Source organism: bacterium (assembly GCA_021371935.1).
Taxonomy (GTDB): Bacteria; Armatimonadota; UBA5829; order UBA5829; family UBA5829; genus UBA5829.
The window spans coordinates 216746-232207 of record JAJFVF010000006.1; the positions used below are offsets into that span (position 1 = coordinate 216746).

Annotated in this window: 13 protein-coding genes; all 13 read right to left on the minus strand. The window is 50.8% G+C overall.

The window, feature by feature from the left end:
* Nucleotides 1-24: 24 nt before the first annotated feature.
* Nucleotides 25-336, minus strand: coding sequence for a 50S ribosomal protein L21 (rplU, locus tag LLG46_05325; GenBank protein MCE5322724.1), 312 nt, complete (start codon nucleotides 334-336; stop codon nucleotides 25-27).
* A gap of 101 nt (nucleotides 337-437) precedes the next feature.
* Nucleotides 438-2159, minus strand: coding sequence for an Rne/Rng family ribonuclease (locus LLG46_05330; protein MCE5322725.1), 1722 nt, complete (start codon nucleotides 2157-2159; stop codon nucleotides 438-440).
* A 339-nt stretch (nucleotides 2160-2498) separates the two neighbouring features.
* Nucleotides 2499-4985: a TIGR03960 family B12-binding radical SAM protein gene (locus LLG46_05335; protein MCE5322726.1), complete on the minus strand. Its 2487-nt coding sequence runs from the start codon at nucleotides 4983-4985 to the stop codon at nucleotides 2499-2501.
* 114 nt (nucleotides 4986-5099) lie between these two features.
* A complete protein-coding gene (locus LLG46_05340) occupies nucleotides 5100-5747 on the minus strand; it encodes a creatininase family protein (protein MCE5322727.1) in 648 nt (215 codons plus the stop codon).
* A 58-nt stretch (nucleotides 5748-5805) separates the two neighbouring features.
* Nucleotides 5806-6543: a sugar phosphate isomerase/epimerase gene (locus tag LLG46_05345; GenBank protein ID MCE5322728.1), complete on the minus strand. Its 738-nt coding sequence runs from the start codon at nucleotides 6541-6543 to the stop codon at nucleotides 5806-5808.
* Nucleotides 6544-6669: 126 nt separating this feature from the next.
* Nucleotides 6670-7173: a hypothetical protein gene (locus tag LLG46_05350; GenBank protein MCE5322729.1), complete on the minus strand. Its 504-nt coding sequence runs from the start codon at nucleotides 7171-7173 to the stop codon at nucleotides 6670-6672.
* A 101-nt stretch (nucleotides 7174-7274) separates the two neighbouring features.
* Nucleotides 7275-8726 carry an Asp-tRNA(Asn)/Glu-tRNA(Gln) amidotransferase subunit GatB gene (gene gatB / locus LLG46_05355; GenBank protein ID MCE5322730.1) on the minus strand — a complete coding sequence of 484 codons (1452 nt, stop codon included), beginning with the start codon at nucleotides 8724-8726 and terminating at the stop codon, nucleotides 7275-7277.
* A 46-nt stretch (nucleotides 8727-8772) separates the two neighbouring features.
* A complete protein-coding gene (locus tag LLG46_05360; protein ID MCE5322731.1) occupies nucleotides 8773-9135 on the minus strand; it encodes a four helix bundle protein in 363 nt (120 codons plus the stop codon).
* Between the two features lie 72 nt (nucleotides 9136-9207).
* A complete protein-coding gene (gene gatA / locus LLG46_05365) occupies nucleotides 9208-10677 on the minus strand; it encodes an Asp-tRNA(Asn)/Glu-tRNA(Gln) amidotransferase subunit GatA (GenBank protein MCE5322732.1) in 1470 nt (489 codons plus the stop codon).
* A gap of 2 nt (nucleotides 10678-10679) precedes the next feature.
* Nucleotides 10680-10970, minus strand: a complete 291-nt coding sequence (gene gatC, locus LLG46_05370) for an Asp-tRNA(Asn)/Glu-tRNA(Gln) amidotransferase subunit GatC (protein ID MCE5322733.1) — start codon at nucleotides 10968-10970, stop codon at nucleotides 10680-10682.
* A 274-nt stretch (nucleotides 10971-11244) separates the two neighbouring features.
* Entirely contained in the window at nucleotides 11245-12279 is a 1035-nt protein-coding gene (locus tag LLG46_05375) for an NAD(P)-dependent oxidoreductase (GenBank protein MCE5322734.1), read from the minus strand.
* Nucleotides 12280-12346: 67 nt separating this feature from the next.
* Entirely contained in the window at nucleotides 12347-13258 is a 912-nt protein-coding gene (locus tag LLG46_05380) for an AEC family transporter (protein ID MCE5322735.1), read from the minus strand.
* 119 nt (nucleotides 13259-13377) lie between these two features.
* Nucleotides 13378-15093, minus strand: a complete 1716-nt coding sequence (locus LLG46_05385) for a sigma-70 family RNA polymerase sigma factor (GenBank protein ID MCE5322736.1) — start codon at nucleotides 15091-15093, stop codon at nucleotides 13378-13380.
* Nucleotides 15094-15462: the final 369 nt, after the last annotated feature.

Below are 15462 nucleotides of genomic sequence, written 5' to 3' on the forward strand. Positions count from 1 at the left end.
AACACCTAACTCATAACATAACACTTAACCCTTGATATCTGTAATCGCCAGACTAGTAAGGCACTGCCTGTGGCCGTAACGTCTGTGCGAATCTTTCTTTGGCTTGTAGGTGAAGCCGTTGACCTTGCGGCCTTTATAGTGCTTCATCACTTTGCCCACGACCTTCGCCCCAGCTACATACGGGGTACCGATGTTGACTCCCTTATCATCAGAGACAAGCATCACTTCATTTATGACTATCTCATCGCCCTCATTCGCGGCAAGTCTGTTGACGGCGATCACATCGTTTTGTGCTACTGCGTATTGCTTGCCACCAGCTTTGATTATGGCGTACACTTCGAACCCCCATTACTAAATAAACTATTCACCAGCATCCCCCAGATGTTGCGCACCTGGAGGGATGAGTATACTCCATGATTGACTAACCACCTATATTATCACGAGCGCGCGGGCTTGTCAATAGACTTTTCGGAAGTCGCAACTTCTCCAAATGCATACGACCGGTGAATATCGGTAAGTTTCGCCTTCACACGGCGACCTACATATTTGCCGCCGTTCTCAAGCTCCACAAGATATCCGTCCAGCCATGCGCTCGCCTTGGGAAGCATCGAGAACGGATTGCGTACAACCTGGCACTCGATGGTCTCCCCCTTGCGCCAAGGTGTCATCTGAGCGTCCATCTCCTGCAAATTGCCCGGAACGATCTCGTATTTTTCGATATGGAGAGTCTCGCTTGCACGTACATATATCGCACGTTTGAGGCGGCGCTCGATCTCGTCGATCACTTCGCCGCCGCTGCCGATCAGATACATCACCACATCCGGGTTTGCTGTGACCATAAACGCTTCTTCATCCATATCTGCAACCAGATGCCGCAGGTCGCGCTCGATCCGCAGGCTCACCGTGTCCGCACTCTCAACCCGTCCCCTACCCTGACAATACGGGCATGGTTCCGTCACAATCTCGTTGAGAGTCTCGCCGGTGCGCTTTCGGGTCATCTCGATAAGACCCAACGGGCTGATATGACATATCTTGGTCCGCGTACGGTCCTTGCGCAGTTCGCGTTCCATGGCCGCTACGACCTTTTGCCTGTCCTTTACATTGACCATGTCTATAAAGTCGAGCACTACGATACCGCCGATATCACGCAACCTAAGCTGCCTTGTGATCTCATTGACGGCATCAAGATTAGTCTTCAAAATTGTGTCCGACAGGCTGGTGGAACCGATAAACTTGCCGGTGTTGACATCGATCGCAGTCAAGGCCTCTGTCGGGTCAATGGTCAGGTGACCACCCGATTTGAGCCAAACTTTGCGCCGCAGCGAACTCTCTATCTCAGATTCGATTCCGAAATGTTCGAAGATGGGCTCAGGCTCGTCATACAAAAACAGCCTGGAACGCATCTTTGGAGAGCTGAGTTCGATCAGTTCGACAGCCTTTTCGTAGTCGACCGGGGAATCGATAATCATCTTGGATACGTCCGAACCGAATACATCGCGTATCATCTTGTAGATCAGACTCAAATCCTGATGCACCAGCCCCGGCGCAGCGACCTTTGTGGACTTTTCCTGTATCTGGTTCCACATTCTCATCAGGAATTCCAGATCACCACGAAGCTCATTTTCGCCGCGGCCTTCCGCCTCTGTCCGAACTATCATTCCATAACCGAGCGGCCTTATGCCCTCCGCTATTTTTTTGAGACGGTCACGTTCAGTTTCGCTCTCAATTTTCCTCGAAATCCCGATGTTGTCGGCCTCGGGCATCAGCACAAGATAGCGGCCCGGCAGTGATATTCTGGTCGATACACGGGCGCCTTTGGTGCCCCGCGGACCTTTCACGACCTGCACCAGAACATCCTGGCCGGTCTTTACGACATCTCGAATCTTCAGATGATGCTTGCCGCTCTCTTTTCGGGCGCTGGGATATTCATCATCCATCTCCGGCAAAACATCCGCGACATACAAAAACGCGTTGCGTTCCAACCCGATATCGACAAACGCCGCATCCATCCCGACAAGCACATTCGCGACCTTGGCCTTGTATATGCTGCCGACCACACGCTCTTCACGCTCCACATGAAGCTCGACAAGTTTGCCGGATTCGACGAGAGCCACGCGGGTCTCACGTGTGTCAACATTTACAATTATCTCTTTGGACATGCATTATCACCTCCTTTCGTTGTCCAGTGTTCAGTAAATTTCTTACAAGTTCGGGCGCGATATCCGATCGCGACCGAATCATAAATAACGCAATTTCAGATTGCGCTACTCATTGCACAACAAAAAACGTCTCAGGTTTTTGTCATTCCCAGCTTGACTGGGAATCCAGTAATCGGCGTTCTGACGAAAGATTAATATCTGGATTCCCGCTTTCGCGAGAATGACACAGGCCTGCTTTCACTTTGTAAGGAATGCAACCTGCTATGAACCTGGCATTGTAAAAGCAGATTTCGCATTGTGTAATGACATTCTACAACGCAAAGTTCTATCTAGTTATAATTAAAGCTCACCATTCAGCAGTGCCGACCGATGGACCGATATAATGCGTATTTCCGGAATATCTCCGGCTAACTCTTCAACAATCTCGGCGGGCTTTACGGTGAACTGAAGGTGCCTGAGCCTCATACGAATACGATTGCCTTGCGGGTCACACAACTCTATAGACGCTATTCCGGGGCGAATATCTATGGTTCCACGCTTTTCACGCTCACGAATTATTGCAGACTTGCTCAGGAGCCGATCGATTGCGTTTTGTAGATCGGCGGCAAACCGACCGCTCGGCAGGCTGAGTTCAACTATAAGTTCGCTGCCTGTTACGTCGGGTCCTCTCTTATTCTCAGCAAGAACCTCGGCATTATGCAGCTTTATCCCCTCGGGCAGCGCTGACTGAAGCCTTGAAACGATATCTTTGAGGTCGATTGGAGGATGGATGCTCAGAGTTATCAGTTCGGCATCAGCTGTCGCGCCAAGAGGAAGCGCGGATGCGATTGACATCTTCGCCCGGGGATTGAACCCCTGGCTGTATACAATGTCAATTCCAGACATCCTGACTGCACGCTCAAATACTCTCAACAGATCGAGATGACCAATCCATCGAATGCTTTCACCCTTGCTGAAGGTAATCATCACACGACAAAATTGAGTATCTAGTATTTTAGATTGAGTATTTGGTTGGGGGTGAAGGGTTGCTTGGTACATTTCAGGCGGACACTTCGCTCCAACCATCTGCTTGCGGACACCGCAGGCCGAGCATGTTCCCAAACGGCAATCCGGCGTCGTATCGCCAGTCGAAGCCTTTTCATCTTCGCGCGCAAGAAATTCTTTCGATACACCCACATCTATATGATCCCAAGGCAAAGCCGAATCCTTTGGAATCTCACGATTAGCAAAATCCGTAATATTCAACCCAGCCGACTCAAATGCACACTGCCAGCGCTCATGATCGAAATTATCCTGCTCAAGCCTGCCGCCGCGCTCCCATGCACCAAAAATCACTTTACCGAGTCGTCTATCGCCCCTGGCAAGCGCAGCCTCAATCCGGCTGCACCTTGGGTCATGCCAGCTAAGTGAAATATTCTTACCGCGCAACAGTGGCCTTACAACGGAAATTTTGCGCTCCAGTTCCTCCAAAGTCGCCATCGCACGCCATTGGAAGGGTGTATGAGGTTTGGGCACAAACGGCGAGAGCGTCACGTTGAGGGTCAGTGGAGCCCTGTGTCTTCGACCAATATCGATCACACTTGTTACCAGCCTGCCGATACATTCGAGATCTTCGTCAGTTTCGGTCGGCAGCCCAATCATAAAATATAGTTTAATCCTTCTCCAGCCGTAATCTACGGCTGCCTCGACGGCATTTAGCAAATCATCTTCAGTCACATTTTTGTTTATCACATCGCGCAGGCGCTGAGTCCCGGCCTCGGGCGCAAACGTCAGCCCGCTCTTTCTGACCCTCTGAATATCAGCCGCCAGATGCACACACTCAGCATCGGCTCTCAGGCTCGGCAGCGATATACCCACCTTATCAGCCTCGTGTGTGTCTATCAAAGTGTGCACCAAATCGCCTATGCGCGAATAATCAGCGCTGGAAAGCGATGTAAGGGCAACCTCTTCATAACCAGTATTGTCAAGGAGCGTCTTCGCCTGACGGCACAGCGTCGGCAGAGAGCGTTCGCGCACAGGCCGGGTCAACATGCCCGCCTGGCAAAATCTGCAGCCTCTGCTGCAGCCTCTCATTATCTCAAGTGCAACCCGGTCATGTACCGTTTCTGTAAACGGCACGACCAGTTTGTCCGGGAACGGTGCGTGCTCCAAGTCAACCACGCGCCTGGCATTTATATGGGTATCGAGACTACGCAAGCTCGGCACATACACGCCCTCAATCTCAGATAACGCATGCAACACGCGCTTCCTATCGCCCTTTGCCGTGCGATAGGTGCCCACTATATCCAGAACAACTTCCTCGCCGTCACCTATCACGAACGCATCGATGAAATCAGCCATAGGCTCGGGATTTGCAGCACAGTGACCCCCGGCGATTATGACCGGATCATCATTCGTACGTTCAGACGCAAATATGGGAATCCCGGCGAGATCCAGCATGTTGAGGACGGTTGTGTAGCTCATCTCATAGGCCAATGAAAAGCCTACTATATCGAAGTCCTTTACCGGCAGCGATGACTCCAGCGAGAAGAGAGGAATGCCCGCGCTCCGCATTTGTTCTTCCATATCGAATGCAGGCGCAAAAACACGCTCGGCGGCAGTGTGCGCATCGGAATTGAGGATGTGATAGAGAATCCTCAACCCGAGATTCGACATGCCGACTTCATAAACATCCGGGAAAGCGAGCGCAATCCTTACGCTCACCTCATCCAGCGGCTTCACAACACAGTTGAGTTCGCCGCCTGTATATCTCGCGGGTTTCGCTACTCGGGGCAGAACTCCATTAATCCGTCCCCTCAAGCTGAACGCCGTAGCTGATAATGTCATAGTATCATGCAAAAAAGCCGGCGATCATTACGTTTCGCCAGCCGTCCACCGTCGTATTATATCATCGAAGTGTTTGATCGTCAAACTCAGCATGGCAGGAACAGAAATATTCAATCAGGCAGACAATTTGGACTTGAGCAGTCTTTGAATCTCGGCCGAAGCTGTTTCGACTACCATATTCACTGCAGCTCTGCCTCTTGCCGACGACGCAAGAGATTCGCATTCCCCCGGTAAACACAAAGTATCCACAAGCTCGGAATGGAGATACATTATGTATGATGTCTCAAAACAGGCATCACCAATGTTTGGGCAGCCCCCGGAACCAACCATATCGAAATCGGCAAATGCCCATGCAACCGAATCATCATGGCTATCATTAAAATCGGATACCACCTCGCGTATGGCTTCCATGTGCTCACAGCCGTAGTGACCCATCAGGACCACAATTACTTTGAACCCAGCCTTTGCAAGTTGACGTAGATACTCAGTGGCCAGCAGTTCAACACATTCCCTGCTGAACTCTAGGGTGAAGCTGCTTTCGGCATCACCTTTGATCGTGCCATGACCGCAATATACTCCTGGAAACACCACTCCGCCGGTTTGAGCGCACAACTCCTCACATATTCCCTGGGCTTTCAATGTATCTGTCCCGAGAGGATTATATTTATCATGCCACTCATGAGCGCCCCATGGCAGATAGGCTATTGGCGCCGATTGCCTTGCATGCTCAAAATTTGGCGGGTTTGTCAGTTCGTATCTCATGACGCTCCCCTCACATTAGAGAGTAATGCGCCATGTTCATACCCAAGTGCATCAGATTTCAGTAGAAGATTTCGCTGTAGAGTCTGCGGAGATGGTGAAGTGCCTCGGAACCAGAGCCACTTTCACGACAATTGACTGAAATACGCTCGTTATAGCCAATTTCTTTGAGGACTTCCAGAAAGTCTGGCTGCGAATAGTCGGATGTGTGAACATGAACGATTTCGGCGCGCGCCCTGATTATTTGATCCAGACCCTCATTCTCCTGGTTCATCTGATAAAGATCAGCAGTCAGTTTCACAAACGGGTGATGTGCATCATGCACGATTTGAAGAGCATCGGCAAGTGTGTTTACCATATTGCATTCGGCAGAGCTTATAGGTTGAATCGCAACTGTAATTCCATGGGTGCCGGATATACGTCCGGCCAGAGTGACAAACTCGATTATTTGCTGCCTGGCTTCATCATCAGAGAAGCCTTCGGGAATATTTCTTGCATCTGGACTGTTGAATACAACAATCTCGCCTCCGAGTTCCTCGATACGATGGAATGCTGTGCGCATATACCTCTCTATGCGATATGTATCAACCTCGGGGCCGGTTACTTTCATATCTTCAAGAAGAAGCGAGTTCCAGACTTCGGGGACTATTTCATACGACCGGACGAGAGCGAGCGTCTCCTCAAACTCGGAGTCGGGCGACTCCGCCTTGACCAGAGCAGCAGGCAGCTCAATGTAATCATAACCAGCATCCTGAACGGCCTGGATATCATCCAGGTTCGCACAGCATCCGAATCTCATATGTTCTCTCAGTCAAAAAGCCGAAATTCGTCGGCAGTCATCTGTCGGCGGTCGTCAGTCCACGACAATTGCGAGGCTCTGCTCGGTTGCGATCAGATATTGCCACCGAACTACGGGGCATCTCAGTCAGCAACCTCTTAGGTCAAATCTGCAAGCATAACCAGGATCAAATACATATACTATATAGAAATGATTGCGATTCTTGTTACTCCAATTCTTTGCCATTTCAAGAGCGGGTCTAGGTATTTCAAACTCTAGAACAACAGGATCGCGAGCCCTCAACTTATCCAATTCATCAGGAAACAGGACTTGGATATCATACCGTCTGCCAGCGATAGGATTCCAAATTGTCTTATTTGAGTAAAAGCGACGAATTCTGGCTTGGCTTCCCGAATAACTGCGCATTTCACCAACAAAATAATCCATGTGATTACTCGCGGCAATGAGCAAACCAAGATCGCTCTTTTTCATCACCAATTTTGTGCCAGCGGGATGCTCGATTCGCAAAAACCGATGGCGCAATCGCATCAGATTCCAGTCGTGGGAAAATATTCCCCACCAAAGCAAGACAGCAAGGCATACAAAAGCTGCCAGAAAACCAATTTTGAAAAAGGCTCTCCTTGACCTCATCTAGTGGTGTCCATTCAACCCATCGACTAAGCGCTGCGCCCTCACCCCGGTCCTCTCCCCCAGGAGAGAGTTCTGTTTGGCTATCAGCTTTCCACTTTCCACTAGGACTGCAGTTTGTCCTTTAATATCTTGTTTACGACGCCAGGGTTGGCTTTCCCTTTGCTCTCTCTCATCACCTGGCCGACGAAGAAGCCAATGAGCTTTTCCTCGCCGCCCTTGAACCGTTCGACTTCCTTAGGGTGGGCTGCAATCACTTTGTCTATCGCGGCTTCTATTGCGCCGGTATCGGTAACCTGCTCAAGGCTCTTTTCCTTGACTATATAGGCGGCCTGCTTGCCGGTAGTAAACATATCCTCGAAGACTGTTTTGGCAATGTTGCGATTAATTGTTCCCGCGTCGATAAGATCGAGCATGCCGCAGATATGACCCGGAGTCAGCTTCGTGTCGGCAATGGATGTGCCGGTTGCATTTATCAGGCGAAGAAATTCACCCGTGATCCAGTTGGCAACGGCTTTTGGATCATTCGAGCACTCGGCGCAGTTATCATAAAAATCTGCAAGCTCGGGTGAATCGGCCAATACCTCAGCATCCGCCACGGACAGGCCATACTGATCTTCAAACCGCTTTATCTTTGCCAAAGGCAGTTCGGGCAGTTCCGAACGGAGTTTTTCGACCCATTCATTACTGAAGATCATCGGAACGAGGTCGGGCTCGGGGAAATAGCGATATTCCTGCTCGACCTCTTTGCTGCGCATTGCGGCAGTGACACCGCGCGCATCGTCCCATCGACGGGTTTCCTGGACAACCTTGTCTCCCCGACGCAGTGTCTTCTCCTGGCGCTTGATCTCGTAGTCGACACCCATATAGACCGCGCGGAATGAGTTGAGGTTTTTGATCTCGGTCTTTGTCCCGAACTCGACCTGACCCTTAGGCTTGATGGAGATATTGGGTTCGCATCGCATGCTGCCCTCTTCCATCTTGACATCCGAGACTCCCAGGTAAAGCAATATCTGGCGCAGACGCTGCAGATATTCTCTGGCTTCCTCAGCCGATTCGATCTGATCCAGGCCGGCAGGAGGCGGATTGAGTGTGACTATCTCCATAAGAGGCATGCTGGAGCGATTATAATCGACCAGGCTCTTGCCGCCTTCAATGTGCAGCAGCTTACCCGCATCTTCTTCCATATGGACCCGGCGGATGGCGATCTTCTTATGCTTGCCGCCGGCAAATATCTCCACATAACCGTTCGCGCCCAGAGGGTTATCATACTGCGATATCTGATAGTTCTTGGGCAGGTCGGGATAATAATAATTCTTCCTGTGGAAGATGCACTGCGGCGCGATGGTGCAGTTCAGAGCCAGTGCGGCCTTGGCCATATACTCGATCGCGCGCTCATTGACCACCGGCAGGCTCCCAGGCAGACCCAGACACACCGGGCAGCACCGCGTATTCGGCTCGCCGCCGAAGTCGACTTTGCATCCGCAGAACATCTTTGATTTGGTCTGGAGTTCGACATGGACCTCCATACCAATTACAGGCTCGTATTCAACCATAAAAACCCCGACTGATTTAGTATTTTGGATTTTATATTTAGTATTTCTAGTATTTAGATTGGGTGGTGCGGGTTGTTTTGATCGACGCGATCATTATCGAGGTCAGTTCTCTCGCCTCCTGCATAAGAACGCTCAAGTTCTCATGCCTGCATACCCCGCCATCGATCAACAGCTCCATCCAGTATAAAGCCTCGTCGGCCTCTTCGGCTACCACACCCAGCTTGGCAATAAAGTCCGCCTTCGACCTTGCCAGGCATGCGCTTCGATAGTTAGCGCCCACGGATGTTCCACACCTTATCAACTGCCTGCTGATGACACCCATTTCCGTCGTACGCGGCAGACCCTGCACAGTTTTGATGACGCCCAAAGCAAACAGCTTCGTGCGTCGTTTCATGTCAGCGGCTTCCATGCCTCTAATGCCTCCTGCTATGCCGCCAACTGCATTTACTACGCACGGCAATACTAATTAAATTATGCTGTATCAGCCGTCAATAACCGGCTTCTTTCGATGATAGTCCGTATTGCACTCGAACGTATATGCTACGCGCAAAAGTGTCTGCTCATCCAGACCCCTGCCCATTATCTGCATACCTATCGGCATTCCATCCTTGAATCCGCACGGTATCGAAAGGGCGGGGATCCCAGCGAGGTTTACGGGAATTGTGCACACATCCGCCAGCTTCATTTCAAACGGATCGTCCACCAGTTCGCCTATGCCGAACGCTACTCTTGGTGACGTCGGCGTAATTAACACATCGAACTCCTCGAAAGCCTTCTCGAAATCCTGTCTGAGCAGAGTGCGCACCTTTTGCGCTTTAAGATAATATGCATCATAATATCCTGCAGACAGGGCATAGGTGCCGATCATTATTCTCTGTTTGACCTCAGGGCCGAACCCTTCCTGACGAGTCCGCTGAAACATAGAGATGGTATCTTTCGACTTTGCGCTGCGCAGACCGTAGCGCACACCATCGAACCTGGCAAGGTTGGACGAACACTCAGCCGGAGCGATTATATAATAGACTGGCAGGCCATAGTCCACACTTGGCATGCTGGTCTCTTTGTGCTCCGCTCCCAGACCGGCAAGCAGTTCCACAGCACCGCGAATTGCTTTTTCTACGTCAGGATCGGTTCCTTTCCCGAAGAACTCTTTGGGCACGCCTATCTTGAGACCCTTGACATCCTCCACAAGCGACTTAGTGAAATCCGGGGTCTCCACATCAAGCGATGTCGAGTCACGGCAGTCCCTGCCCGATATCGCGTTCATAACCAGGGCGCAGTCCGTCACATCCTTGGTAAGCGGTCCAATCTGATCGAGCGACGATGCAAATGCGATAAGTCCATATCGTGAGACCCGGCCATACGTCGGCTTCATACCGACCACTCCACAGAACGATGCAGGCTGTCTGATTGACCCGCCCGTATCCGAGCCGAGTGCGAAAGCACATTCATCAGCCGCTACTGCAGCAGCAGAACCGCCGCTCGAGCCGCCCGGCACTCTGTTCAAATCCCATGGGTTATGGGTTACAAAAAAGCCTGAATTCTCAGTCGAGGAACCCATAGCAAACTCATCGAGGTTGGTCTTGCCCAGAGTGGTGACACCCGCTTGGACAAGGCGCTCCACAACGGTGGCGTCATACACCGGCTTGTAGTTATATAAAATTTTTGAAGAGCAGGTCGTCAGAATCCCGCGAGTGCTCATATTGTCTTTAATAGCGCCGGGAACACCCGCAAGCGCACCAAGTTTCTCACCACGAGCTATCGCCTCGTCCACGGCCTTTGCCTGCTCAAGAGTCAGTTCGGAAGTGGTGGTGACGTATGACTTCACCTTGTCATCAACACAGCCTATCCGCTGGATATAGCTCTCAGCTGCCTCGACGGCGCTGACCTGCTTCTTTGCGATCAGGTCGGCTATCTCATGCGCAGTCAGTTCATATAATTTATCCGCCATTGTTATGTCTCCACCACCCTCGGCACCACGAAGCAGTTTTCCGCCACCTGAGGACCGTTCGATACGACATCCTGAGCGGAAAGCGATGGTCTGACCTCATCCTTGCGGAAAACATTTGAGACGGGGATGACGTGTGAGGTCGGTTCGACATCGTCGGTGTTGATTTCCTGCAGTGTCTGGAAATTTTCCAGCAGGCGGTTTATATGTCCTGTGAGCTTGTCCTTTTCTTCTTCCGAAAGCTCCAGCCGGGAGAGATAAGCGACGCTCTCTATGTCTTTTTTTGTGAGCTGCAAACCAAATCTCCTAGTTTGAATATGCTTGCCTAATTATAGCATCGTGCCGAACAGCTAACAAGTTGTTTGTTCATCCTTAAGTGCTCGCACTTTGTGAGAAAAAATATGTGCCCCAGCATCCTGAGCTTTGTCGAAGGGTGCGGATAAGTGTAATCAGAGGTGAAAATTTACCCGCATGCTTCGACGATGCTCAGCATGTTCACTTTTACTTGCAATTTGTGAGCTGTTACGTTCATCCGTATAGGCTCGGCGGGAGCCTCGCCCTCCCATCAGGCTAGAAAAACTTCTTCGCGATGCTTAGAATGCCTTGGCTCCATGGCACACGGTGAGATATGCCGCTGGTATTTTCAAAACTGTTCAAGTTGTCCAGATACCACTTGTAGTTGCGGATGAGGGCATCTTTATTGGAATACTTGGGCGAGAACCCGAGTGTGTTTTGCGCTTTCTCTATGGAGACAAAAGAATCGGTCGAGGCAGTATCATAGACCCATTTGTATAACGGCGAAAGCTTGAGTTTTTCCAGCAGCTTAAGGATTGCCACAGCCGGACCTGCAGGGAAACACTTGATCTGCTTGCCGAAACCGGCGCAGTCGAGCACTGCCTGGAAGTCTGCTTTCATCGTCTCATACTCAGCCGCTCCGATGTTGAATACATCATTGACCTGTTCGCAAGGCAGAGTCAAGCTCGCCCATATTGCATCGCAAAGGTCCTCCACATCCAAAAGCTGATATCTGTTCTTGCCATCTCCCAGCAGTGGAAAGCCCCTGCCGTCCTTCGCCCAATCATATAGCAGCGCGAACACACCAAGACGCTCTGGACCAATAAACGACTTGGGACGGATTATCGGCACGCACATCTCCCTGCTGCGATATTCGCCACACACAGCTTCGGCCTCTATCTTGGCCTGACCATAGTCTCCCACACCGATAAGCTGGTCATTCTCGTAGATGGGATGATGGTCCGGGACGCCGTAGACAGCCGTGGACGATATCTGAACCACCCGCTCAACACCCAGCTTCGATGCAGCTTCCAGTACATTTCTTGTGCCGTCTATGTCGGTGGAATATATATCCTCTTTGCTATACAGAGGCAGAGCGGCTGCGCAGTGAACGACATGTGTGCAGCTCTTCATCGTCAGCTCGACCATATCGCTCTTGCGTATATCATCGAGTATCCATGTAATCTGATCCGCCTCGGGATAATCAAACGGGGCAATATCATAGGATACGACTTCGCAGTTATTCCTCAATAGATAGCGAATTAAGTTGATCCCAAGAAAACCGGACCCGCCGGTAACGAATACTTTCATAATATACTCTCTCGTGGTTTTTTTCTGCTAGAGTAATACTAACACGTTTATAAGTGGGTGACCAATGTCAATGCACAATCATCAGCACAATCGGGATCGTTACCACGCTTATAAGTGTGCCCAGTGCGATTGCCGCAGCCACGAACGCTCCATTTGCACCGTATCTCGACGCAATCACACCCGACACCACAGCCGCAGGCATTGCGCCAAGAGTCGCGCCCACCTGATACACTGTTCCTTTGACACCCGCAAGATGCATAACCAATATAACAAGTGCAGGCAAGAGCGCCAGTTTCAGCGTCACTGCTGCCGCAAGCGCCCCAGGAAACTGCCTCACAGAATATGTCGAAAGGTTCAGTCCAATAGCTATCATCACAAGCGGCACAGTCGCAGCGGATAAATATTGCAGCGAGGACATAACTAAATCGGGTATGTGAACCGTCCGTAATACCAAAGCAAGCAGTGTGCCGAACAACAGTGGCGTCTTAAGGAATCCCAGCATGCTCTGCCACTCGAATGCCGAACCTGTGCAGTTCTCCACCACAATTATGCCGACCGTGCACAATACGACCATCATCCCGAATGCGTCCATCAACACAGCAGACGGCATGGCATGAACATTCCCTGCAAATGCAGCGTTGACCACCGGATATCCCAGAAAACCCGTGTTTCCAAATGCCGAAACAAGCATCAACCCACCAGTGGTCCGACGGTCGAGCCTTAGAGCGCGGGCAATAAGATATGCCAGAGCCATCACGACCATCTCAGCGGCAAAAAACAGAAATGGCGCTTTTGCCATATCCATATTCAGCGGCTTGCCATGGATCGCCAATATAACAAACGCCGGCATGGTAAAGTTAATAACTAATGAGGTAATCAGCGGTGCGTCCTTATGACTCAAGACGCCTATTTTCTTTGCACTGTAGCCGATAAGGAGCAGAATGAAGATCGATGCCACTGTTAATAATGTATTATCCACGTATAATTCCTAGTGAGATGACAAATGAACCCTCGCAATAGCATCGGATAGGATAATAATATCACGGCGTGCAACGAACCGCAAGCCGTGATTGACAGATAACACAACCGGAAGCAAACTTATGTCACTGGTTTGCCGGCTTCATTACCAATACGACTCTGGACCACCCATGGATGCGCCTCTTTGTTCGTTCGCGAACTGCCTGCAAGCATCAACGTGCCAGTAGGATCAAAAGCAATTGCCGGTTCGCCAAGAGCGCCCTTTGAATAGACGGCTTTCTGAAGCCAGGTCTTTCCGCTATCACGACTAAACGTTACCCAGACCTCCACGGCGGCATCATCTCTCCTTACCTCCTGCGCCAGTGCCATTACTTTGCCGAATGATGCGAACTGCAGGCTGTTACTGTAATAAGGCTTTGCGATATCGAGCGCCTTGACAAGTAATGGCTCGGGCTTTTCGGGCAGCGGGTATATCGTCAATCCTGAGTTGTCGGGATACTCCTGCGGCTTCCATACCCTATGATTCCAAGTCTGGCCTCCATCACTGCTTTGGCCTGTCCAAACTCTCTGTGTCAATGCACCTTCAGGCACTTCTGAATCTTGCACTGCTGTGATATGCTCTTGCCAGTGTACGGCGCCTGATACTTCACCCGTAGGCACCCATTTGCCAAGGACTTCACGCCATGCGACATATATCCTGCCGCCGGAGGCTAACCCAGCGACATCGTGTATTTGACCATCACCCCGATACGGTGAATTGAGCCATCTCCATGAAAAGCCGCAATCCGAACTGCGGATCATATCAACACGATAACCGCAATAGGGCACAGCCGATGGATATACCATGTAGAGATCGCTACCTGAGCTAAATAAAGAAGGCCGACCTATCATTCCCATGCGAAGTCTCGGATGCAGGCTCCAGTTTATTGTGTCCTCGGACGAATACAGATCGGCATGTCCGGCAAATTGTTGAGTAACAAAGAAAAGCTTGTCACCCGCCACGCATGCACTCATAAGCTGAAGATAATCGGGATTATACCGCATTTCATCGCTGCCTTTCGGCAACTCCAGCTTATGAGGCTCAGACCAGTTCTCTCCATCCGTACTCTCCGATAGCCAGAACCAGAACGGTCCATCATATGGCTCCCACTGCACGCCGTCCTGCCAAATAAGCACCCAGTGATCCTTGAAATAGACCAACTGTGGCCTTGTTGTATGGATTGGCGTGCTCTTTTCAAGCACAACATGATAGTCCTCCGGCAGGGCGAACTCTTTGAGGTGTTGCATTACCATACCAGTCATCTCCTTTTTGAGCCGCGCTCGCGCGTCATGCAGCCGACGTTTGACAGTACCTTCGGGCACTTGCAGCAATCGTGCACATTCTTTTATCGAGTAGCCCTCCATATAGAATAGCGAAACGATATCCGCTTGAACCTCAGTCAGGGTGGACATAGCCTCCCGGATGCGATCGGTGCCCTCGTGAACAGGAGTTGTATCTGCTGCAAGTTCTGCCTCAGGCAGTGGAACCTCATGGTTGTTGCGCCGGGTGTAATCGCGAATAAGTTGTTTTGCTTTATTTCTAGCGATCCCGCACACCCATGGTCCGAACCTTGACGGGTCATTGAGATCATGCAGCCGTCGATATGCCGTGATGAAGCTCTCCTGGATAACGTCCAGCGCCGCATCCCTATCGGCAAGGACCGCGAAAGCCACTGCGTAAACGGCTCGCTGGAACCGCTTTACCAGCGCATCGAAAGCGACGACCTCACCACCTGCCGCCATCTCGACCAACCGCTCATCTGCTGTCTCATGTAAAGAGTTTATAACCCGGTGCATGTTGCAAACCTCATACTGCATTCTACCGCGCGGCATTGCTCGGTATCAATGACATGTTGCAAATGGAGTCCAGGAAGTTCGGTGCGATCGAATGGAAGAGAAGGATTTTGTTGTTTCAGCAGCAGTTAAATGCAATCAAGCTCTCGATGAAAATCAAAGCCGCTGCCGAAACTGCCGTATCAGGCAAGGAATCGCATGTCCTGAGGTAATTGCGAAAGCCTTATCACTGTCATTCCGAGCGGATGCGAGATACCGTCTTGCCTGTCAATTTTTTACGCTGGCACTTCAAACGAGGTGCCGGTTTTTAGTACTCCATATGCGATTGCCAGCAATTTTCTCATGCACGCCCCAATGGCACTCATTTTACAA